Source organism: Burkholderia sp. BCC1996, assembly GCF_905339955.1.
Taxonomy (GTDB): domain Bacteria; phylum Pseudomonadota; class Gammaproteobacteria; order Burkholderiales; family Burkholderiaceae; genus Burkholderia.
Genome location: NZ_CAJPHM010000004.1, coordinates 263795 through 285284, shown reverse-complemented (window position 1 = coordinate 285284; position 21490 = coordinate 263795). Strand labels below are relative to the sequence as shown.

The 21490-nt window shown below is 67.0% G+C and carries 22 protein-coding genes; 12 read left to right on the top strand and 10 right to left on the bottom strand.

Annotation, left to right across the window (positions count from 1 at the left end; translation table 11 throughout):
- The first annotated feature begins 27 nt into the window (after positions 1-27).
- Together U4Z64_RS07525 and U4Z64_RS07520 are read left to right on the top strand one after the other, a co-directional pair.
- On the top strand, positions 28-1047 hold the full coding sequence (locus U4Z64_RS07525; RefSeq protein ID WP_321819572.1) for a threonine/serine dehydratase: 1020 nt from the start codon (positions 28-30) through the stop codon (positions 1045-1047).
- 133 nt (positions 1048-1180) lie between these two features.
- Positions 1181-1651 carry a DUF3574 domain-containing protein gene (locus U4Z64_RS07520; RefSeq protein ID WP_321819638.1) on the top strand — a complete coding sequence of 157 codons (471 nt, stop codon included), beginning with the start codon at positions 1181-1183 and terminating at the stop codon, positions 1649-1651.
- Between the two features lie 92 nt (positions 1652-1743).
- Here the strand turns inward: U4Z64_RS07520 and U4Z64_RS07515 are convergent, their stop codons facing one another.
- Positions 1744-4263 carry a penicillin-binding protein 1A gene (locus tag U4Z64_RS07515; RefSeq protein WP_321819571.1) on the bottom strand — a complete coding sequence of 840 codons (2520 nt, stop codon included), beginning with the start codon at positions 4261-4263 and terminating at the stop codon, positions 1744-1746.
- Between the two features lie 437 nt (positions 4264-4700).
- Here U4Z64_RS07515 and U4Z64_RS07510 point away from each other — a divergent pair, with 437 nt between their 5' ends.
- The 4 genes from U4Z64_RS07510 to U4Z64_RS07495 all read left to right on the top strand — a co-directional run bounded on the left by U4Z64_RS07510 (position 4701) and on the right by U4Z64_RS07495 (position 8137).
- Positions 4701-5381, top strand: coding sequence for a PspA/IM30 family protein (locus U4Z64_RS07510; protein WP_044843730.1), 681 nt, complete (start codon positions 4701-4703; stop codon positions 5379-5381).
- Positions 5382-5463: 82 nt separating this feature from the next.
- A complete protein-coding gene (locus U4Z64_RS07505; protein WP_321819570.1) occupies positions 5464-6666 on the top strand; it encodes a tetratricopeptide repeat protein in 1203 nt (400 codons plus the stop codon).
- Positions 6667-6898: 232 nt separating this feature from the next.
- The gene (gene mscL, locus U4Z64_RS07500) at positions 6899-7330 is read left to right on the top strand and encodes a large conductance mechanosensitive channel protein MscL (protein ID WP_006760677.1); all 432 of its coding nucleotides are present in this window, start codon (positions 6899-6901) and stop codon (positions 7328-7330) included.
- 360 nt (positions 7331-7690) lie between these two features.
- The gene (locus U4Z64_RS07495; protein WP_185500383.1) at positions 7691-8137 is read left to right on the top strand and encodes a hypothetical protein; all 447 of its coding nucleotides are present in this window, start codon (positions 7691-7693) and stop codon (positions 8135-8137) included.
- Between the two features lie 76 nt (positions 8138-8213).
- Here U4Z64_RS07495 and U4Z64_RS07490 read toward each other — a convergent pair whose 3' ends face one another.
- On the bottom strand, positions 8214-9107 hold the full coding sequence (locus tag U4Z64_RS07490; RefSeq protein WP_321819637.1) for an NAD(P)-dependent oxidoreductase: 894 nt from the start codon (positions 9105-9107) through the stop codon (positions 8214-8216).
- A 137-nt stretch (positions 9108-9244) separates the two neighbouring features.
- Here U4Z64_RS07490 and U4Z64_RS07485 point away from each other — a divergent pair, with 137 nt between their 5' ends.
- Positions 9245-9454, top strand: a complete 210-nt coding sequence (locus U4Z64_RS07485) for a dodecin (RefSeq protein WP_006755984.1) — start codon at positions 9245-9247, stop codon at positions 9452-9454.
- Between the two features lie 255 nt (positions 9455-9709).
- A complete protein-coding gene (locus tag U4Z64_RS07480; protein WP_006762467.1) occupies positions 9710-10639 on the top strand; it encodes a LysR substrate-binding domain-containing protein in 930 nt (309 codons plus the stop codon).
- A 151-nt stretch (positions 10640-10790) separates the two neighbouring features.
- Here the strand turns inward: U4Z64_RS07480 and U4Z64_RS07475 are convergent, their stop codons facing one another.
- Positions 10791-12209: an 8-oxoguanine deaminase gene (locus U4Z64_RS07475; protein WP_044843733.1), complete on the bottom strand. Its 1419-nt coding sequence runs from the start codon at positions 12207-12209 to the stop codon at positions 10791-10793.
- A gap of 494 nt (positions 12210-12703) precedes the next feature.
- Between U4Z64_RS07475 and uraH the strand changes: the two genes are divergently transcribed.
- Positions 12704-13057 (top strand): hydroxyisourate hydrolase, encoded by a 354-nt coding sequence (gene uraH / locus U4Z64_RS07470; protein WP_011657188.1) that lies wholly within the window; start codon positions 12704-12706, stop codon positions 13055-13057.
- Positions 13058-13110: 53 nt separating this feature from the next.
- Positions 13111-14304 carry a urate hydroxylase PuuD gene (locus tag U4Z64_RS07465; RefSeq protein ID WP_044843734.1) on the top strand — a complete coding sequence of 398 codons (1194 nt, stop codon included), beginning with the start codon at positions 13111-13113 and terminating at the stop codon, positions 14302-14304.
- A gap of 99 nt (positions 14305-14403) precedes the next feature.
- On the opposite strand, the gene U4Z64_RS07460 is transcribed toward U4Z64_RS07465, so the two are convergent.
- Entirely contained in the window at positions 14404-14814 is a 411-nt protein-coding gene (locus U4Z64_RS07460; protein ID WP_321819569.1) for an ACT domain-containing protein, read from the bottom strand.
- Positions 14815-14885: 71 nt separating this feature from the next.
- Positions 14886-15806, bottom strand: a complete 921-nt coding sequence (locus U4Z64_RS07455) for a LysR substrate-binding domain-containing protein (RefSeq protein WP_321800835.1) — start codon at positions 15804-15806, stop codon at positions 14886-14888.
- A gap of 133 nt (positions 15807-15939) precedes the next feature.
- Here U4Z64_RS07455 and U4Z64_RS07450 point away from each other — a divergent pair, with 133 nt between their 5' ends.
- Positions 15940-16659, top strand: coding sequence for an aminotransferase class IV (locus U4Z64_RS07450; RefSeq protein WP_321819568.1), 720 nt, complete (start codon positions 15940-15942; stop codon positions 16657-16659).
- A gap of 14 nt (positions 16660-16673) precedes the next feature.
- Here U4Z64_RS07450 and U4Z64_RS07445 read toward each other — a convergent pair whose 3' ends face one another.
- Complete coding sequence (locus U4Z64_RS07445) at positions 16674-17078, bottom strand: RidA family protein (RefSeq protein ID WP_321819567.1); 405 nt, start codon at positions 17076-17078, stop codon at positions 16674-16676.
- 152 nt (positions 17079-17230) lie between these two features.
- On the opposite strand from U4Z64_RS07445, the gene U4Z64_RS07440 reads away from it, so the two are divergent.
- Entirely contained in the window at positions 17231-18193 is a 963-nt protein-coding gene (locus U4Z64_RS07440) for a LysR family transcriptional regulator (RefSeq protein WP_321819566.1), read from the top strand.
- Between the two features lie 97 nt (positions 18194-18290).
- Here the strand turns inward: U4Z64_RS07440 and U4Z64_RS07435 are convergent, their stop codons facing one another.
- From U4Z64_RS07435 to puuE, 4 genes are all read right to left on the bottom strand, one after another.
- Positions 18291-18803 (bottom strand): ureidoglycolate lyase, encoded by a 513-nt coding sequence (locus tag U4Z64_RS07435; RefSeq protein ID WP_321819565.1) that lies wholly within the window; start codon positions 18801-18803, stop codon positions 18291-18293.
- The gene (gene alc / locus U4Z64_RS07430) at positions 18800-19813 is read right to left on the bottom strand and encodes an allantoicase (RefSeq protein ID WP_044843737.1); all 1014 of its coding nucleotides are present in this window, start codon (positions 19811-19813) and stop codon (positions 18800-18802) included. The genes U4Z64_RS07435 and alc overlap by 4 nt, the downstream gene beginning before the upstream one ends.
- A gap of 62 nt (positions 19814-19875) precedes the next feature.
- The gene (gene uraD / locus U4Z64_RS07425) at positions 19876-20397 is read right to left on the bottom strand and encodes a 2-oxo-4-hydroxy-4-carboxy-5-ureidoimidazoline decarboxylase (RefSeq protein ID WP_044843738.1); all 522 of its coding nucleotides are present in this window, start codon (positions 20395-20397) and stop codon (positions 19876-19878) included.
- Complete coding sequence (gene puuE, locus U4Z64_RS07420; RefSeq protein ID WP_124520036.1) at positions 20394-21347, bottom strand: allantoinase PuuE; 954 nt, start codon at positions 21345-21347, stop codon at positions 20394-20396. Before puuE ends, uraD begins: the two co-directional genes overlap by 4 nt.
- Positions 21348-21490: the final 143 nt, after the last annotated feature.

The following is a 21490-nucleotide window of genomic DNA, read 5'->3' as shown; positions in this document are numbered from 1 at the left end:
CGGCCCCCTCCTGCCACCCGCCACGTCATGTCGACTGACCAACAGCGCACTGCCCATACGACGATCGACGGCGAACCGATTCCGACGCTCGACGAAATCGCCGCGCAGCATTTCGCGTTGTCGCCGTGGGTCGCGCGCACGCCCGTGTTCGAGCGTGCCGACCTGCCGTCCCTCGAGGGCACGCACGTCAACTTCAAGTTCGAGCTGCTGCAGGTGAGCGGCAGCTTCAAGGCGCGCGGTGCGTTCACGAACCTGCTGGCCCTCGACGAAGCGCGCAAGAACGCCGGCGTCACGTGCGTGTCGGCCGGCAATCACGCGGCGGCCGTCGCGTATGCGGCGATGCGGCTCGGCAGCAGCGCGACGGTCGTGATGTTCCATACCGCGAGCCCGGCGCGCATCGCGCAGTGCAAGCAGTACCGCGCGGAAGTCGTGCTCGCCGGCAGCGCGTCGCAGGCATTCGACGTCGTGCGGCGGATCGAGGCCGAGGAAGGTCGCTTCTTCATCCATCCGTTCAATGGCTATCACACGATTCTCGGCACCGCGACGCTCGGCTACGAATGGGCGACGCAGACGCCCGATCTCGACGCGGTGATCGTGCCGATCGGCGGCGGCGGGCTCGCGGCCGGCATGGCGACCGCGCTGCGGCTCGCGAATCCGCGCGTGCACGTGTACGGCGTCGAGCCTGAAGGCGCCGACGCGATGAGCCGCAGCTTCGCGGCGAATCACACGATCCAGATGAGCGCGATGCAGACCATCGCCGACTCGCTGATGGCGCCGCACACCGAGGAGTACAGCTACCAGCTGTGCCGGCGCCACGTCGACCGCATCGTCACGGTGTCCGACGACGCGCTGCGCGCGGCGATGCTGTTCCTGTTCTCGCAACTGAAGCTGTCGGTCGAGCCGGCGTGCGCGGCAGCGCTCGCGGCGCTGCTCGGCCCGCTGCGCGAAACGCTGCAGGGCAAGCGGGTCGGCGTGCTGCTGTCGGGCACGAACACCGATCCCGCGACGCTCGGCATGCATCTCGCGCACGCAAAACTGCAGCACTGAACCCGCGCACGATACTCAGGGTTATCCCCAGTTTATGTTGACAGCCCTGTTGATAACCCGCCGGACAAGCACGCAAGTGGTTGAGCGCGCAGCGTTTTACGCGCGCGAAGCGCGCAGGACGCGAAATAGGCAGATAGCGCCACCGAACGCATGGCCCGCGGCGTGGCAACGTCGTACGCGGCAGGTGATCGGCGCTGCAGCGGTCGCGCTGCTTGCCGGTTGCGCGGCCCCGCCCTCGCCCGTCGTCGACGCTTCCGTTGGCTGCCTGCAGCCGGACATGCACCGGATGCTGCAAGCCGACCTGCTGTTCGGGCGCGATATCGCGGGACGCGGCCCCGTCACAGATGCGGAACGCGCGGCCTTCCTTGCCGAGGTCGTCACGCCGCGCTTTCCGGACGGTTTCACGGTCTGGGACACCCGCGGCCAATGGCGCGACCGCGCCACCGGCCGGATCATCGGCGAAGCGAGTTTCGTGGTCCGTATCGTCGCCGACGATACCGCCGATACGCACGCGCGGCTCGCGGCGATCCGGCACGCGTACCGCGAGCGCTTCCGGCAGGACTCGGTCGGCATCACGCTCGTACCGGCCTGCGCGTCGTTCTGATTCGTCCTTCCCGACTGACGCGCGAACGCGACGACACATAAGAAAACGGGCGCCCGAAGGCGCCCGCCGCATGCGACACATCCGCGTATCGCTTACTTGTTCTCGAACATGTCCATGATCTGCTGCTTCTCCTGCTGCGTGACGGGCGGCGGCGCGAGCCCCTCCGAGCCGGCCGAGCCGAGCGCGTCGTTCGCGCTGATCGCGTTCGCGGCCGGGTTGATGTCCACGCTGCCGACGAAGCCGTTGCCCGGCGTGCGATCGGCGTAGTACAGCTCGCCGTCGATCGAGGTCAGGCCGTCCGGCATCGGCATCTGCTGCTCGGGCACGCCGTTCAGCGCGGTGCGCATGTAGTTCACCCAGATCGGCAACGCGAGCTGCGCGCCGAATTCGCGGCTGCCGAGGCTCTTCGGCTGGTCGAAGCCCATCCACGCGACCGCGACGAGCGACTGCTGGTAGCCGGCGAACCAGCCGTCCTTCGCATCGTTCGTCGTGCCCGTCTTGCCCTGCAGGTCGCTGCGGCCGAGCGCGTTGGTGCCCGCGCCCGTGCCGGCCGTCGCGACCGTGTGCAGCAGGCTGTTCATCACGTATGCGTTGCGGCCTTCGATCGTGCGCGGCGCGGTGCCGCCGGCGATCACCGGCTGCGATTTCTGCAGCGGCTGGCCGCGCGCGTCGTCGACTTCGGCGATCAGGTACGGATCGACCTTGTAGCCGCCGTTCGCGAACACCGCATAGCCGGTCGCGAGCTGCAGCGGCGTCACGAGGCCGGCGCCGAGCGCCATCGGCAGGTACGGCGGCGTCTTTGCCGGATCGAAGCCGAAGCGCTGCGTCACGTACTCCTGCGCGTACTGCGTGCCGATCGACGCGAGGATCCGGATCGACACGAGGTTCTTCGAACGCTGCAGGCCGGTGCGCATCGACATCGGGCCGTCGGGCTGGTCGTCGTCCTTCGGTTCCCACGCGGTGCCGCCCGGCACGCTCGGCGGGAAGTACAGCGGCGCATCGTTGATGATCGTCGCCGGCCCGAGGCCCTTGTCGAGCGACGCCGAATAAATGAACGGCTTGAACGACGAACCCGGCTGGCGCCACGCCTGCGTCACGTGGTTGAACTTGCTCTTGTTGAAGTCGAAGCCGCCGACGAGCGAACGGATCGCACCGTCCTGCGGCGCGATCGCGACGAGCGCGCCTTCGACCTGCGGCAGCTGCACGATCTGCCAGCCCGTCTTGCCGTCCTTCAGCACGCGCACGATCGAGCCCGGCTTGATGTGCAGCGTCGCGTTCGCGCGCGGGCTCAGCGCGGCCGACACGAAGCGCAGGCCGGCCGGGCCGATCGTCGTCGTGGCGCCGCCGACGAACTGCACCTCGACCGCGTTCGGCGACGCCGACAGCACCACCGCCGACTGCAGGTCGCCGTTGTCCGGGTGATCGGCGAGCGCGTCGTCGATCGCCTCGTCGCGCTCGTCGCCGGCCGCCGGCAGGTTAATCGAGCCTTCCGGACCGCGATAGCCGTGGCGGCGCTCGTAATCGAGAATGCCGCGGCGCACGGCCTGGTACGCGGCTTCCTGGTCGGCCGAGTTGATCGTCGTCGTGACGGTCAGCCCGCGCGTATAGGTTTCGTCCTTGTACTGCTGGTACATCATCTGCCGCACCATCTCGGCGACGTATTCGCCGTGCACCGCGTACTGGTTGCCCGGCGTGCGCACGCGGATCTCTTCCTTCACCGCCTGGTCGTACTGCGGCTGCGTGATGTAGCCGATCTCGAGCATGCGCTTCAGGATGTACTCCTGGCGCACCTTCGCGCGCTTCGGATTGACGACCGGGTTGTACGCGGACGGCGCCTTCGGCAGCCCCGCGAGCATCGCCGCCTCGGCGAGCGTGATGTCCTTCAGGTCCTTGCCGAAATACACGCGTGCGGCGGCCGCGAAACCGTACGAGCGCTGGCCCAGGTAGATCTGGTTCATGTACAGCTCGAGGATCTGGTCCTTCGTCAGCGCCTTCTCGATCTTGTACGCGAGCAGCATCTCGTAGATCTTGCGCGTATACGTCTTCTCGCTCGACAGGAAGAAGTTGCGCGCGACCTGCATCGTGATCGTGCTCGCGCCCTGGCGCGCGCCACCGTGCATCAGGTCGGCCACGCCGGCGCGCAGGATGCCGAGGAAGTCCACGCCGCCGTGTTCGTAGAAGCGGTAGTCCTCGATCGCGAGCACCGCCTTCTTCATCACGTCGGGAATGTCCTGGAAGCGCACGAGGCTGCGGCGCTCCTCGCCGAACTCGCCGATCAGCACGTGATCGGCGCTGAACACGCGCAGCGGCACCTTCGGCTGGTAGTTGGTCAGCGCATCGAGCGACGGCAGTTGCGGCGCCATCACGACGAGCGCGTAGCCGACGATCAGCGCACCGACGATCGCGAGCGTCGCGATCAGGCCGACGAACCACAGTGCGACGCGCGAGCCGAACGAGCGGCGCGCGCCGTCCCCGCCGCCGCGGCGCTGCGCGCGCCGGTCGTCGCTGCGCTCGTCGTCATCGGGGTAATAAGCTCCAGACGGCGAACGGCGCAACGTGTAGTGAGGTTCGTTCCGGTCGGAAGGAGAAGACGGTCGTTTGATGATTGGCATGTCGGAATGGCGGGCGGCGTGGCGCCCTCGGACGCATGCGGAAAATGCAAGCGGATGAATCAGAGTGGGTGCATCGTGGCAACTGTCACGTCGACAGACCCCGCCGCGCGGCGATCCGTTCCCGCGACGTGACAGCGCATTTTAATGAAATCGACCGATCGGCTTCGCGATTTTTTGTAAAAATTCCCGCACAAGCGTGAATTGCGGAACGTATTGGCGCCATGCTCCGCCTATCATGGACTCGCGACCCGGTGCGTGCCGCGGCGTTTCTTTCAGATGCGAAAGGTGGAAACCTGCACACGCACGGCGCTTGAACTCCGGCGCTTAAGCCGTATTTAAGGGGCCGGCGGTGTAATATCCGCCGGCTCACGCGGGTCGGAACCGATTCGCGACGGGCATTGCCGCCGACGCGGCACCTTTCAACCACGGAGGATTTCATGTCGCTTTTCGACTCTGTTTCGCGCACGATCAAAGGCCTGCTGAACGATGCGGCCGACTCGGTACAGGATCCGTCGCGCGACGCACGGCAGATCGTGCGGGAGCTCGACGACAGCATCGGCCGTGCCGAGAATTCGCTGATCGAGATCGAGGCACAAGTCGCGACCCAGCGCAGCAAGCGCGATGCGGCCGACGACAAGGTGAAGAAGTACGAGGACGGCGCGAAGCGCGCGCTGCAGGCGGGCGACGAAGCGCTCGCACGCGAGGCGCTCGCCGCGCAGTCGAACGCCGAAGCCGAGCGCGATGCGCTCGCGGCGGAGCTGACGACGCTCGAGCCGTCGGTCGACAAGCTGAAGGGGCAGATCGCCGACATGCGTCAGCGCCGCAACGACCTGAACGCACGCTCGAACATCCTGCAGGCCAAGCAGGAAATCGCGCAGGCGAAGGATGTCGCGGCAAGCGCCCTGGGCGGCATCGGCGGCAAGAACCTGTCCGAGGACTTCCAGAAGCTCGAGGACAAGGTCGCGCTGCAGAATGCGCGTTCGGACGCCCGCCTGAATTCGGCCGACACGTCGAGCGGCAAGGCGCTCGACGACAAGCTCGCCGCGTTGAACAAGGGCCCGTCGGTCGAGGACCGCCTCGCCGCGCTGAAGAAGCAGCTCGACACGCCCGCGCAGTAACGGCAGGCAACCGCGCCGCGGCCCGCCGGGCGCGCGGCGCGCACCGATCGTCAGGAGACGGGCGCCCGCGCCCGGTTCGACCATGAAGAAATCTCTCGCCGCACTCGGCTTCTCGCTGATGCTGCTGTCGTCCGCCGCCTTTGCGGTTCCGTCGCTGCAGCAAGTCGAGCAGTCGATCGCGCAACGTGACTGGCAGCGCGCCGACACGCAGTTGTCGCAAGTCATCGACGCCCATCCGAACAATGCGCATGCGCGCTATCTGTACGCACAGGTGCTGGATCGCGAAGGCCGCGCGTCCGACGCGCTCGCGCAACTGCAGCGGGCGAAGTCGCTCGATCCGCAACTGCGCTTCACCGACGCGTCGCATTTCGCGCAGACCGAATCGCGCATTCGCGCCGACGCCGCGCGCGTGAGCGGCGCGAGCGGCAACGCACCGTCGGCCACGCAGGCCGGTTCGTTGCAGTCGTCGCTCGCACCTGCCGCGCCGGTTGCGAAACACGGTCCGTCGACCGGCATGTGGATCGGCCTCGGGCTGCTCGTCGCGGTCATCGCGCTGGTGCTGCGCTGGACGTTGCGGCGCGCACGCTCGGCCGACGACAGCCGTGCCGGCGACGAACGCCGCGCGCAGTTGAAACGCGCGACCGACGTGCTGAACGACATCCGTCCGCTGAAACTCGACGCGAAACTGTCGACGGCGCCCGGTGCCGCGGCGCTCACCAGCGAACTCGAAGGCATCGAGACCGATGCACGCGCGCTCGTCGAAGCGCTGTCGAACGGCAAGAACCCGTTACCGCCGTATCGCATCGACGAACTCGAACAGCGGCATGCGAGCGTGAAGGCGCGCGTCGAAGGCCGCCCCGATCCGAGCGCGCCGCCCGCTGCGCCCGCGAACGGCAGCGGCTCCGTGTATGCGCAGGAAGCCGATCGCGTGACCGGCATGCAAGGGCAGCCGTATCAGCAGCAACCGTACCCGCAACAGCCGTATCCGCCGCAACCGTATCCGCAACAGCAGCCGCCCGTCGTGGTTCAGCAAGGCGGCGGTTTCGGCAGCGGAATGGGCGGGCTGCTGACCGGCGTGCTGCTCGGCGAAGCGATGTCCGGCGGCCGCGAACGCGTGGTCGAACGCGACGTGATCGTCGACGACCAGCGCCGGCGCCAGGAGAACAACGATCCGGGCTTCGACCTCGGCCGCGGCGACGATTCGAACTGGAGCGACGGCAGTGGCGGCGGCGGCGGCGTCGATCTCGGCAGCAACGACGACGGCTGGACCGACGACAACACCTGAGCATGGCTCGCGCGGGCGTCGACGCATCGCGCCGCGCCCGACACCGCGCTTTCTTTCATTTCTCCTCGCGCCGGCCCGGTGATTTGTTAATCATTTCAAGATGGGCTACCGGCAATGGGGCACGTTCGCTATCATGCGGCCATCGGCGTGCCCCCGATCCGACCCATCAGACGCTTCGCAGCCCTGCGCGTCGCGGCACGCCTCCTCTCGCCCAACCAGGAGAAAGCCGCTCATGAGCATAATCAAGGAATTCAAGGAGTTCGCCGTCAAAGGCAACGTGATGGATCTCGCCGTCGGCGTGATCATCGGCGGCGCGTTCTCGAAGATCGTCGACTCGGTCGTGAAAGACCTCATCATGCCGGTCATCGGCGTGCTGACGGGCGGTCTGGATTTCTCGAACAAGTTCGTTCTGCTCGGCACCATCCCCCCGACGTTCAAGGGTAATCCCGATTCGTTCAAGGACCTGCAGGCCGCGGGCGTCGCCGCATTCGGCTACGGCTCGTTCATCACCGTGGCGATCAACTTCGTGATCCTCGCGTTCATCATCTTCCTGATGGTGAAATTCATCAACAAGCTGCGCAAGCCGGAAGAAGCGGCGCCGGCCGCGACGCCGGAAGACATCGTGCTGCTGCGCGAGATCCGCGATTCGCTCAAGCAACGCTGAGCACCGCGCCACGCTGCGACTGCCGGGCCCGCCATGTGCGGGCCTTTTTCATGGGCACGCATCGTGCACCGTCCGTGCACCATCGTGCGAGCGCTTATCTCATTTTTTTGTGACGCGCGAATGCACGCGCGGGAAAAGCAGGTCTATGATGGAGACTAAACGACAGTACGGGCGCCAAGACGCTGGCTGTGTCGATCATCGTGGCATGCGGGTCGACGGGAGACATTGATCGTCGTACCGCACGAGTGCGGAGTGCAGCATTTTCGTGTGCTATAAAGGATCGACATGCGGCGTACATAGCCGGGAGTGGGTCGCATGAAAGTGCCGCATTTCTTGCAATTGTTTTTCAGGCGAGTGTTTATGTCCTTCCCGAAAAAACGTCGACGTGCGCAACAGGATGGCCAGGAGTCCTTCCTCGCGGTATTGCGCCATTCGAAACCGTTCGCGCAGCTCGACACCAAGATTGCCCGCGCCCGTGCGCAGGACGAACCCGTCCTCTATGCGCACGTGCTACCCGGCCTCGACGTGCTTCTATGCAGCGTGCGCGGCGCACAGCCGCCCTATCCGGCCATCGCCGAACTGCGCAAGCGCTGCCTCGAATCGATCGCCAACGCACTCGAACAGCCGCTCGACGGCCTCGAGAACGGCGGGTACTGGTACGAGGCGAACGGCTTCGGCTTCCTCGTGTTCGCGAGCCGCGCCCGCGCGCGTATCCTGCCCGAATTTGGTGCAGGCACGAAAGCGAGCCTGCGCGGCGGGCTCGGACGCCAGAACGCCGGCGACACGACACCGCGCTCCCTCGGCTGAACCGACACCGACACGATGGGCCGCCTCCGGGCGGCCCATCGGTCATTCAGCTTCCCGCTTCAGCGTCGCGGCGCGCTCACTGCGCCGTCCCGCGCCCGTTGCCGGGCCGGACGATGTCGATGAACGCGGCGAAATCGGCGCTGGCAAGCCCCTGCGCGGCGCCCAGGCGCAGCACCTGCTGCACCGTGGCCGATACGGGCATCACCGCGCCCGTATCGCGCGCGGCATCGGCGATCGCATCGACATCCTTCTGGAACGTGCTGAGCGCGCCGATCGGCGCGTGACCGCCTGACGTCATGCGCGGCACGAAGGTCTGCAGCAGCACCGAATCGGCCCAGCCGCCCGCCAGCGCGTCGGCCAGACGCGCGGCGTCGATGCCGCTCGCCTGGGCCAGGCCGACGGCTTCCGCGATCGCGGTCACCGTCGCGGTGACGATCGCCTGGTTGCACAGCTTCGCGGTCTGGCCCGCGCCTGCGTCGCCCATGTGCGTGACGCGCGACGCGTAAGTGTCGATCAGCGGTCGCACCGCAGCGAGGTCGGCCGCGCCGCCGCCCGCCATCACCGCAAGCGTGCCGGCCTGCGCGCCGGGCACGCCGCCCGACACCGGCGCATCGATCCAGCCGACGCCGAGCGCGGCGGCACGCGCCGCGTAGTCGCGCGCCGCGGCAGGCGGAATGCTCGAGTGATCGACGATGCGCTTCAGGCGGCATGCATGCGCATCGCCGGCAAACAGCCCGTGCTCGCCGAACGCGACATCGCCGACCGCACGGCCGTCGAGCACGCACACGAACACCGTGTCGACGCGCTCGGCCAGTTCGCGCGGCGTGTCGACCACCTGCGCACCGTCCTTTTCAAGCGCCTCGGCCTTGCCGCGCGTGCGGTTCCATACGCTGACCCGGTGGCCCGCCGCCAGCAAATGCCGAATCATCGGCGCGCCCATCAATCCCGGTCCGCAAAATCCGACTTCCACGATCTTCCTCGTCTCCAATTGAGGTTGCACTTGCCGCCCATCATACCTATCACTCAAGAAGCCGGACACGCGCGGCGCCGCTTCGGGCCCGCCGCTTGCGCCGGCCGCACACACACCGACATCCCAGGGAGCGCATCATGAGCGACCACGTCTACAAGCTGATCGAACTGACCGGTTCGTCGCGGCAATCGTGCGACGACGCCATCCGCAACGCGATCTCGAAAGCCGGCAAGACGCTGCACAACCTGCACTGGTTCCAGGTGACCGAAACGCGCGGCCACATCGAAGGCGACCAGGTCATCCACTGGCAGGTCACGCTGAAAGTCGGCATGCGCATCGACGACTGACGCACGCGTGTCACGCGCGGTGCCCTGACCACCGGATGCGTGCAATGCGCATCCGCGCGGTACCGCGCACGCCCGCATTCCGCCCCCTTCACCCGTTCCCGCTTCGGCCCTTTTCAGCCCGCTTCAGCCCGCTTGGCGAGGCCCGGCGACGGGTGTCTGCGGGTATCCATCTCTTGACGCTGACTTTCGTTCATATTAAAAACCATATACCCACCTCCCCCATCGATCAGCCCAGCCATATAAACCGGAGAAATCATGAGTCAGCAACGCGAGGCGATCGACACGTACCTCTTGCGCGTCTTGCACACCTTGTTGATGGAGCGCAGCGTCACGCGCGCGGCCGTCAAACTGAACCAGTCGCAACCGGCGATCAGCGCCGCGCTGCGGCGCCTGCGCGACATCACCGGCGATCCGCTGCTGGTGCGCGGCAAGTCCGGCATGGTCCCGACCGAATACGGGCTGCGCCTGCTCGAGCCGGTGCAGAACGCACTGCGTGAAATCGAGCGCATCAAGTTCCAGCAGCACAATTTCGACCCGGCCACGTCGATCCGCTGCTACCGGATCGGCTGCCCCGACTACCTGAACGTGCTGTTCGTGCCGACCGTCGTCGAACGCTTCCGCCAGGCGGCGCCGAACGCGACGCTCGAGTTCCATTCGCTCGGCCCCGCGTTCGATTACGAGCTCGCGCTGGAAGACGGCAAGCTCGACATCGTCGTCGGCAACTGGCCAGAGCCGCCCGAGCAGCTGCATCTGTCGAACCTGTTCGTCGACGAAATCGTCTGCCTGATGAGCAACACGCACCCGTTCGCGAAGCGCGGCGGACTCACGCTCGACCAGTACCTGAACGCGCCGCATCTCGCGCCGACGCCGTACTCGGTCGGCCAGCGCGGCGCGATCGACGTGCATCTCGCGCGCGAACGGCTCAAGCGTCACGTGGTCGTCACGCTGCCGTACTTCAACCTCGCGCCGTACGTGCTGGTGAAGTCCGACCTGATCTTCACGACGACGCGCCTGTTCGCCGATCATTATGCGAAGTTCCTGCCGCTGTCGGTCGTGCCGGCACCGCTCGACTTCCCGCCGATGCAGTATTACCAGCTGTGGCACGAACGCTGCCACTACTCCGACGAAGTGCGCTGGCTGCGCAGCCTCGTCGCCGAAGCGACCCGCACGCTGATCGAGGCGTAAGCGCATGCGACGCGCGCGCCGGCCACGCCGTTGCGGGTTGGCCCGGGGTGACGCGCGGCGCGGCGCTTGGCGGCATCAGCCTCAGCCGTAGCCACGGCCGCGCGCCCGATCCGCGGCGTGCGGGCGCGGCCTTCACCTCACGTCGACGCGGTCAGCGCGACGCCTCCACGAGTGCCTGTGCCAGCGCGTTGTGGCGCTCGATGACCGGCGGCAGGTCGAGCGTCGCGAGCCGCCCTTCCCGCACCACCACCTTCCCGTTCACCACCGTGTACGCCGTCTGCGACGGCGCGCAGAACACGAGCGCCGCGACCGGATCGTGCAGCGCGCCCGCGAACAGCGGCTGGCGCAGGTCGAACGCGGCGAAGTCCGCGGCCATGCCGGGCTTCAGCGCGCCGATGTCGTCGCGGTTCAACACCTTCGCGCCGCCCAGCGTCGCGATCTCGAGCGCTTCGCGCGCGGTCATCGCATCAGGCCCGAAACCGACCCGCTGCAGCAGCAGCGCCTGCCGCACTTCCGCGACCATCTGCGCGCCGTCGTTCGACGCGGAACCGTCGACGCCGAGGCCGACCGGCACGCCCGCAAGACGCATCTTCCGCACCGGCGCGATGCCCGACGCGAGCCGCATGTTCGAGCACGGACAGTGCGCGACGCCGGTGCCGGTGCGCGCGAACAGGCCGATCCCCGCATCGTCGAGCTGCACGCAGTGCGCGTGCCACACGTCGTGGCCGACCCAGCCGAGATCTTCCGCGTATTCGGCAGGCGTCATCCCGAACTTCTCGCGGCTGTACGCGATGTCGTTGACGTTCTCGGCCAGGTGCGTGTGGAGCGACACGCCGTAGTCGCGCGCCAGCACGGCCGCGTCGCGCATCAGGCCGCGGCTCACCGAGAACGGCGAGCACGGCGCGACGACCACCCGCAGCATCGCGTAGCGGCCTTCGTCGTGATAGGTCTCGATCAGGCGCTGCGCATCGCGCAGGATGTCGGGCTCGCGCTCGACGACCGAATCGGGCGGCAGCCCGCCGTCGCGCTGACCGACGCTCATCGCGCCGCGGCTCGCATGAAAGCGCATGCCGATCCGCTGCGCGGCGCCGATGCTGTCGTCGAGCCGGCTGCCGTTCGGATAGATGTACAGATGGTCGCTCGACGTCGTGCAGCCTGACTGCAGCAGCTCGGCCATCGCGGTCAGCGTCGACACCTCGATCATCTCGGGCGTCAGGTGCGCCCAGATCCGGTACAGGTTCGTGAGCCAGCCGAACAGCTCGGCGTTCTGCGCGGCCGGCACCGCGCGCGTGAGGCTCTGGTACATGTGATGGTGCGTGTTCACGAGCCCCGGGATCACGAGGTGGCCGCGCAGGTCGAGCACTTCGTCCGCAGTATCGGGCAGCTCGGCGCTCGGGCCGACCGCGACGATCCGGTTGTCTTCGATATAGAGCCCCGCGTCGCGCAGTTCGCGGCGCGTGTCGTCCATGGTCACGAGCACGTCGGCGTGCTTGACCAGCAGGGTTTTCGGGCGGGATGAGGATGGGTGCGGCGCGCGTGCGTGCGCGCCGGAGTGCTGCTCGGGATTCATGCGTTCTCCGCGTCGGTCAGCCCTTTCGGGCGGTCGCAAAGCCGTTCGAACGCTGATTCGCGGCACGCCCCGGTGCCTGCGTCCGTTCGAACGCCCTGGCCCGGTTACCCGGCGTGCTCGCCGTCTTCGGGGTGCGCCCCGGCCGCCGGGCCGACGCGCACGGCGGGAGGATCGCCGATGCGCGCGCGCCGCACAATGCGCGACGCCGAATACTGCGCTTCACGGTTTCGATATGGTACGCGCGCGGGCCGTGCAGCGGCCCGCCGGGCGCGGCGCGGCGGGTTTTTTCCCGCCGTCGACAGCGGTTCATGCGCGGCGCATTATCTTTGATATCGCGCCCGTATTTGCGCGGGGAACCTTTTTACAATGCCTGCACGGCGCTCGCTTCAATCTCGCCGACGGGTATGTAGCCACGTGACGTGGAGCCTCGATCCGCCGCACAGTCATGGATCGAGTCGCCGCCGAACCTCGCATTCACACAAGGACAATTGCGAATGGGAAAGCTCACTACCCACGTACTCGATACGGCGCACGGCCGCCCCGGCGCCGCCATCAAGGTGGACCTCTACGCGCTGGACGGCGAATCGCGCCGCGCGATCAAGACCGTGCTGACCAATAGCGACGGCCGCTGCGACGAACCCCTGCTCGAAGGTGCCGCGCTCGCCGCCGGCGAATACGAACTCGTGTTCCATGCCGGCGACTACTTCGCGTCGCTCGGCGTGAAGGTGCCCGAACCGCGCTTCGTCGACCGCGTCGTGCTGCGCTTCGGCATCGCCGACACCGCATCGCACTACCACGTGCCGCTGCTCGTGTCGCCGTGGTCGTACAGCACCTATCGCGGCAGCTGACACACGCATCGGCGCCCGCATCAAAGACAACGATCTGAGTCTGGAGGAGTTTCATGGAAGGCTTCATCACCGACTGGCTGAACCTCGCGCTGCGATGGCTGCACGTCATCGTCGCCATTGCGTGGATCGGCGAGTCCTTCTATTTCGTCGCGCTCGACAACAGCCTGAAACCGCCGACCGACGCGAACCAGCGCAAGCGCGGCGTGTTCGGCGAACTGTGGCACGTCCACGGCGGCGGTTTCTACAACATGCAGAAGTACACGGTCGCCCCGCCCGAAATGCCGGATGACCTGCACTGGTCGAAGTGGCCGTCGTACACGACCTGGCTGTCGGGCTTCTCGCTGTTCTTCGTGCTGTACCTGCTCGCGCCGAACACCTACCTGATCGACAAGAGCGTGCTCGACATGGGCCCGGTGGTCGCCGTCGCGTCCGCGCTCGGCTTCCTCGCGGCCGGCTGGATCGTCTACGACTCGCTGTGCCGCATCCTCGGCACCAACGATCGCGTGCTGGGCATCTGCGTCGGCCTCTACGTCGTCGTCGCCGCGTACCTCGCGTGCCACATCTTCTCGGGCCGCGCGGCATACCTGATCGTCGGCGCGATGCTCGCGACGATCATGTCGGCGAACGTGTTCTTCGTGATCATCCCCGGCCAGCGCAAGATGGTCGACAAGATGCTCAAGGGCGAGGAGCCGAACCCGATCTACGGCAAGCGCGGCAAGCAGCGCTCGGTGCACAACACGTACTTCACGCTGCCGGTCGTGTTCGCGATGCTGTCGAACCACTATGCGATGACGTACACGAACAAGTTCAACTGGGTCGTGCTCGTGCTCATCATGCTGGCCGGCGCGCTGATCCGTCAGTTCTTCGTGATGCGTCACCGCGGCAAGCAGCTGTGGTACCTGCCGATCGGCGGCGTCGCACTGCTGTCCGGCGCGCTGGTGTGGACGATGCCGAAGCCGGTCGCACCGGAAGCACAGGCTGCGAACGCACCGAAGATCGTGATCAACGACATCATGCCGATCCTGCAGCAGCGCTGCGTCGAGTGCCACTCGGCCAAGCCGACGCTGATGGGCAGCGCACCCGCCGGCGTGATGTTCGACACGCCGGACGAAGTGTCGAAGAACGCGCAGCGCATCTACGAACAAGCCGTGCGCCTGAAGGCGATGCCGATCGGCAACGTCACGCACATGACCGACGACGAGCGCGTGAAGCTCGCCGCCTGGTTCGAGGGTGGCGCGGCCAAGTAAGCCGCGGTGTGCCGGCTATCAATTGCCGGCGCGATCCTCTCCGTTCGCGGGCCCGGAAACGGGCCCGTTTTTTTGCGGGTGCGAAATGCGCGTCGTACGCTAGCCGCGCATCGCGTCGCGCTGCAGCGCGACGAGCGCATCGAGCGCGCGCGGACCGTCGTCGAACGGCACGAAGATGTGATCGTGATACGCGGCGGCCATCACGTTGCAGCTGATGCCGGCCGCGCCGAGCGCCCGCGCGAATGCAGCCGTGAGGCCGACGGCCGCGAGGTCGGAGTGCACGGTTAGCGTGATCCATGCCGAGCGGAACAGCACTGGCCAGCCGCGACGTGCCGCTGTTTCTTCGTCGACGACGACCGTCAGCCCTTCCGCTTCGCGGAACGTCGCAATGACTTCGGACAACGATACATCTGCATCGGCCGGCAGCGACACAAAGGCGAACGCGCCCGGATGCAGTTCGGGTTGCATCGTGCGCAGCAGGACCATGAGGTCGTTTTCAGGTTGGCTCATCGGAGGGGCGCGCCCGGAACCGGACGTCGTGCGGTGGCGATGCGGGCACGATAGCATGCGTGCCGCCACCGCTACGCATGCGCGATCGCCACTTCGTCCGCGAGCCAGTCACGCAATGCAACGATACGTGAATCGTCCTGCGTGTGCGCCGGATACACGACGTGATACGCGAGCCCCGGCGCCACCTCGACGTTCACGTCGAACAACCGCACGAGGCGCCCGTCCGCCAGATCACGCGCGATCATGTGCGGCTCCGCCAGCCCGACCGTCGTACCGTCCATCACGGCCTGCACGACATGGCTCGAATCCGGAAACGCGACACACCGGCTGTCGTCGAAACCGTCGATGCCGGCCGCCGCCATCCAGGCCGACCAGCGCGGCCAGACCACGCCGTCGACTTCACAGTCGGCGTGGCACAGCGTGTGGCGCAGCAGGTCGCGCGGCTTGCGTAACGGCGGGCCGACCGACAACAGCGCGGGGCTGCCGATCGCGACGACCGACGTGCCGAACAGGCGCTGCGTATACGCGTCGCGATAACGCCCGGTGCCGAAGCGGATCGCGACATCCACATCGTCGCCGTCGAAATCGCGCAAGCGATCGGTGATGTCGAACGTCAGTTCGAGCGCCGGATGCGCGGCCTTGAATCGCGGCAGGCGCGGCAGCAGCCAGTGCGTCGCGAAGCGCGCGCCGACCGACACGCGCAGTTCCGTCTGTTCGCGCGCGAGGCGCCGCGCCCGTGCGGTCGCGTGCCGGAGGCCCGCCAGCGCATCCGCAGCGGCCGCGGCCAGCAACGCGCCGGCCTGCGTCAGCCGGATGCTGCGGCTCGTGCGGACGAACAGTTCCATGCCGAGTTGCGCCTCGATCTCCCTGATCTGGTGACTGACGGCTGCCGGCGTCAGTCCGACCTCGTCGGCCGCCCGCGAAAAATTCAGGTGCCGCGCCGCCGCATCGAACGTCCTCAGCGCGCGCGTACCGGGCCACATGCGTTCCATCGATCTTCAAAAAGAATTTGATGACGGTTCCAAAACTACTCGTTTTTCATGACGCCATCAATCGGCAAACAATAGGCTTTCTTGAAGATTCCGCGCGCCACCCCGTGCCCGCGGCCAACCTGGAGATTCGCCGATGTCCGCTGCACCGTTCCCGTCCGTAGTCCAGATCAACGGCGTAGCCGCTACACCCGATGCGCTCGCCGCGCTGGCATTCGCGGGCCACGCGCATTTCACCGCGATGCAGATCCGCGAAGGCCGCGTACGCGGGCTCGACCTGCACCTCACGCGCTTGCGCGACGCGTCGAACGCGCTGTTCAGTCATGCACTGCCCGACGAGCGGATACTCACGTTCCTGCGCGCCGCGCTCGATCGCGCACCCCCGCCGTCGTCGGGGCCGGTCGGCCCGCTCGATTTCGCGCTGTTCGAACACGAGCGCGTGCTGCCTGGCATCAAGCACGTCGGCGAAGTCGCGAAGACACACTTCCTGCGCCGTGCGGTCGCGCAGGGTTTCGACGATGCGGCGTTCATCGATCGTCAGGGGCGCATCAGCGAAGGCTCGATCTGGAATCTGGTGTTCTGGACCGGCGATTCGGTCGTGTGGCCGGCGGCCGACATGCTCGGCGGCGTCACGATGGGCATCCTGCGCCGGCAACTGGCCCACCTCGGCATCGCACAGCACGACCGCGAAGTGACACCGGCCGACCTGCCGTCGATGGCCGGCGCCGTCGTGATGAATTCGTGGACGCCGGGTATCGCCGTGCGCAGGCTCGGCACGGCGACGCTGCCCGATTCGTCATCGCTCGCCGCGCTGCTGCATCGCGCCTATGAACAGGAGCCGCCCCTCGCGCCGTGACGCGCACGCCCGGCTTACCCGTCGACCGTCTCCGGCAGCCGCGCGATCACCTTGATCTCGAACTGGAAGCCGTACAGCCAGGTCACGCCGACGGCGGTCAGCGTCGGATGCGGCGCATCGCCCCAGTATTCGGGGACGATCTCCCAGATCCGCTCGAACGTCGCCTCCGGATCGACGAGGAACACCGTCACGTCGACGACATCGTCGAACGTGCAACCGGCCGCACGCAGCACCGCATTCAGGTTGTCGAACGCGCGGCGGACCTGCGCGGCCAGTTCCGGCTCGGGCGAACCGTCGTCGCGGCTGCCGACCTGCCCGGACACGAACAGGAAACCGTTCGAGCGCACGGCCGGCGAATAGCGGTTGCGGTCGTACAGCGCCTGGCGACCCGGCGGAAAAACTACGCTACGCTTTGTCACTCAACACCTCCATCGGTCTGCGGGGCGAAACCGCCCCTGTATCAACGATGAAAGCACTTTAAGGACCGTTGCCGGGGGGATAAACCGGCAACCTTGTCCAACACTGTTTGCGCCCTCCAAACAATGTCCGAGCAACGCGGAGCCCTGACCCGATGGATCGATTCGACGCAATGCAGGCGTTCGCCCGCGTGGTGGAAGCCGGCAGCTTCACGAAAGCGGCCGACACGCTGCACATGAGCCGCACCACCGTCACGCAACTGGTGCAGCAGCTCGAAGCGCGACTGCGCGTGAAGCTGTTCAACCGCACGACGCGCAAGGTCGTCGTCACGGCCGACGGCGCCGCGTATTACGACCGCGTCGTGCGCCTGCTGGCCGACATGAACGATGCCGAAACGAGCCTGTCCGCCGCGTCGGCATCGCCACGGGGGCGGCTGCGCGTGGACGTGCCGAGCCCGTTCGCGCGCCTGATACTGATCCCCGCGCTGCCCGTGTTCCATGCGCGTTATCCGGACATCCAGCTCGACCTGGGCGTGAGCGACCGCGTGGTCGACGTGATCGGCGAGAACGTCGACTGCGTCGTGCGCGGTGGCGAGCCGACCGACCGCTCGCTGGTCGCGCGTCGCGTCGGCGACCTTCGGCTCGGCGTGTACGCGTCGCCGGCCTATCTCGCGCGCGCCGGCACACCACTGCATCCGGGCGAACTCGAAGACACGCATCACCGCATCGTCGGCTTTCTGTGGGCACGCACCGGCAAGGCGTTGCCGTTTGCGATGGAGCGTGACGGCGAGCAGATCACCGTACGCGGACGCTACGTGCTCGCGGTCGACGACGGCAATGCGTATCTCGAAGCCGGTCTCGCGGGGCTCGGCATCCTGTGGCTGCCCGACTACATGGCCGCCGCGTATCGCGAACGAGGCGAACTGGTGCCGCTGTTCGAGCCATGGCAACTCGAACCGATGCCGATGTACGTCGCGTTCCCGCCGAACCGCCACGTCAGCGCGAAGCTGCGTGTCTTCGTCGACTGGGTTGACAGCCTGATGGCGCAGCATGCGCCGGTCTCGAACCGGCGTCGCGGCGGCGGTTCGCGCGACACGCGCAAAGCCGTCGCAACCTGAGTCGGGAGAAAGCGACCGCACGTAAAAAAACCCGCGCACGTTGCGCGGGTTTCGGCAGGTAGGCAAACCGCCTGTCAGTCGCGAGTACGCCGGCGACTCAGGCCGTCAGCGCGTGCAGCGCTTCCTCGGTGAGCCACATCGATTCCAGCAGGTCCTGCTCGTTCAGGTTCAACCCGTCGCCGCCGCGATCGACGACGATGAAGTCGCTGACGCCGCCCAGCGCGATCAGCGGGTGATGCCACACGCCCTTCGCATAATTGACGCCCTGCCAGCCGCTCGTCACGAACGCGCGGATCTTCGACGGATCGAGATCGCCGGCCGGCGCGACGACGACGAGATACGGCTGGTCGTTCAGCGGCACGAACGCCTGGCTGCCGAGCGGATGGCGCTCGAGCATCTTCACCTCGAACGGCAGCGTGCGCGGCTGGCCGCGGAACAGGTTGACGAGCGTGCGGCCTTCTTCGTCGCTCACGTCGACCTTCGCAAGATCGTGAAAGCGGATCGTCGTGCCGAGATTGATCGGAATCTGCTTCGCGCCTTCGGTTTCGATCACGTCGCCGAACGCCGCGAAGGCTTCCTTGGTCAGCGGTTCGATTGCGAGCGTCTTCATTTGTCGAGCGTCCCCCACAGACGCAGGCGCGATACGCCGCCGTCCGGAATGATGTTCAGGCGCACGTGGGTCACCGGGCCCAGCGATGCGATCTCGTGTTCGAAATAGTGCTGCTTGTCCATCTGCAGCTTCTGTTCGCCGAGCAGCACCGGCCAGAACATCGACTGCGTGATCAGCGAGCTGTCGGTGCCGCCCGACACGTACGCGGCCTGGATCGAGCAGCGGTCCGGATAGTTGCCCTTGAAGAACGCGGTATCGACTTCGATCTTGCGGATCACGCCCGGCTGCGCGAGCGCGATGATCGCCCAGTCGTTGCCCGGCTCGCGGCGACGGCGGGTTTCCCAACCGTCGCCCATGTTCACGCCGCGGCCCGGCAGCAGCAGGTTCGACGCGACGCCGAAGTGCTGGTTGTTCGCCGCCACCACGTAGCCGCCGTTCTCCATCGCCGCGAGGTCGAACTGCTCGGTCGCGCTGGCGCCGGCCCAATCGAGCTGCGGCTGGCCGTACACGCGCAGGCGCGCGATGCCGCCGTCCGGATAGATGTTCACGCGCAGGTGCGTGAACGCACGGGCGTCGCTCGCCGCGACGTAGTGGTGGCTGTTGCCTTGCAGCGTCGTCGACGGCACGATTTCGACCCATTCGGTCGCGTGCGTCGGCGCGCCGTCGGCCACGTACGCGGCCTCGATCGACGCGGCCGGCGGGAAGTTGCCGGTGAAGTGGCTCGTGTCGATGTCGAAGCCCTTGATCACGCCCGGACGCGCGAGCTTGACGATGCACCAGTCGTAGCCCGTCGTGCGCTTGCGACGCGTCTCCCAGCCGTCCATCCACTTGCCGTGGTCGTCGTACTTGCCGGGGATGAACACCGCCGGCTCGGGGTTCAGCATCCGCTCCTTCGGCGCGAAGAAGTCGTCGCTGGCCTCGAGCGCCTGCGCACCGAGACGCGGGTCGGCGAGGTTCACGTAGCGCCGCGTGAAGTCGGGTGCGTCGGGATCGAGAAGCGGAACAGCCATGATGTTTCCTTGTTTCAGTGATGCGATCAGGCCGCTGCGACGCAGCAGGCCGTCGTGAGGTGTCAGGCGTCGATCAGGTCGTCGAGGCGGAAGCGCGCGATCCGGTAGATCTGGTCGAGGCTCGCGCGCAGTTCCTCGGTGCGCGAATGATTCACGCGCGACTCGAAGTTCGCGATGATGCCGTGCCGGTCATAGCCGCGCACCGCGAGGATGAACGGGAAACCGAACTTCTCGCGATACGTGCGGTTCAGCGTCAGCAGCTTGTCGAACTCTTCCTGCGTGCACTGGTCGAGACCCGCGCCGCTCTGCTCGCGCGTCGACTCGGCCGTCAGCTCGCCGCGCACGGCAGCCTTGCCGGCCAGCTCCGGGTGGGCATTGATCAGTGCGAGCTGGCGGACTTCGCCGCCCGTCTCCACCGCGTTCGACATCGTCTCGTGCAGCGCGTCGATGCTCGCGAACGGCCGCTTGCCCGCCGCGACCTCGGCCACCCACGGCGAATGTTCGAAGATCCCCGACAGCGCCGCGACGAATGCGCTCGGCGCCATCGTGTTCAGTTGCTCCAACGTGTAACGCATCGCCTTCATGCTTTCCCTTCGTTTCGATGACTGGGCTGGTACGGATGATGTTCGCGCCAATGACGCGCGATATCGACACGCCGCGTCACCCATACGCGATCGTGCTTCTCGATGTGATCGAGGAAACGCTGCAGCCCGCGGAAACGCCCCGGCCGGCCGAGCAGCCGGCAGTGCATGCCGATCGACAGCATCTTCGGCGCGTCGTCGCCCTCCGCGTACAGCACGTCGAACGCGTCACGCAGGTACTCGAAGAAGTGGTCGCCGGTGTTGAAGCCCTGCGGCGTCGCGAAGCGCATGTCGTTCGTATCGAGCGTGTACGGAACGATCAGCTGCGGCGACGTGCTGCCGCCCGACACCTCGACATCCATCCAGAACGGCAGGTCGTCGCCGTAGTTGTCGGAGTCGTACAGGAAGCCGCCGTATTCCGCGACAAGGCGGTGCGTGTTCGGGCTGTCGCGGCCGGTGTACCAGCCGAGCGGACGCTCGCCCGTCACGCGCTCGATCGCTTCCATCCCGAGGCGCATGTGCTCGGCCTCGAGCTCGGGCGTCATGCTCTGGTAGTGGATCCAGCGCCAGCCGTGGCACGCGATCTCATGGCCGAGCTCGACAAAGGCACGCGCGAGTTCCGGATGACGCTCGATCGCCATGCCGACGCCGAACACCGTCAGCGGCAGCCCGCGCTTCTCGAATTCGCGCAGGATGCGCCACACGCCCGCACGCGAACCGTACTCGTAGATCGACTCCATGCTCATGTGGCGGTCCGGATAGGCGGCCGCGCCGACGATTTCGGACAGGAACTGCTCGGAGCCCGGATCGCCATGCAGCACGCAATTCTCGCCGCCCTCCTCGTAGTTCAGGACGAATTGCACGGCGACGCGGGCGCGCCCGGGCCAGTTCGCCTGCACGGGATGGCGGCCGTAGCCGATCAGGTCGCGAGGATAGTTGGGATCGAGTGACATGGGTTCGAAGTGCCGCGAAAGCGTGCTGAAATAATGGGTTCGCATCGACCCGCGCGGGTGCCGGAGGCCGGCCGCACGGGCCGATGCGATGACGGCCCAGTGTAGCGAAAAGGTTCATACGCGCCCATACAGCGGCGCAGATA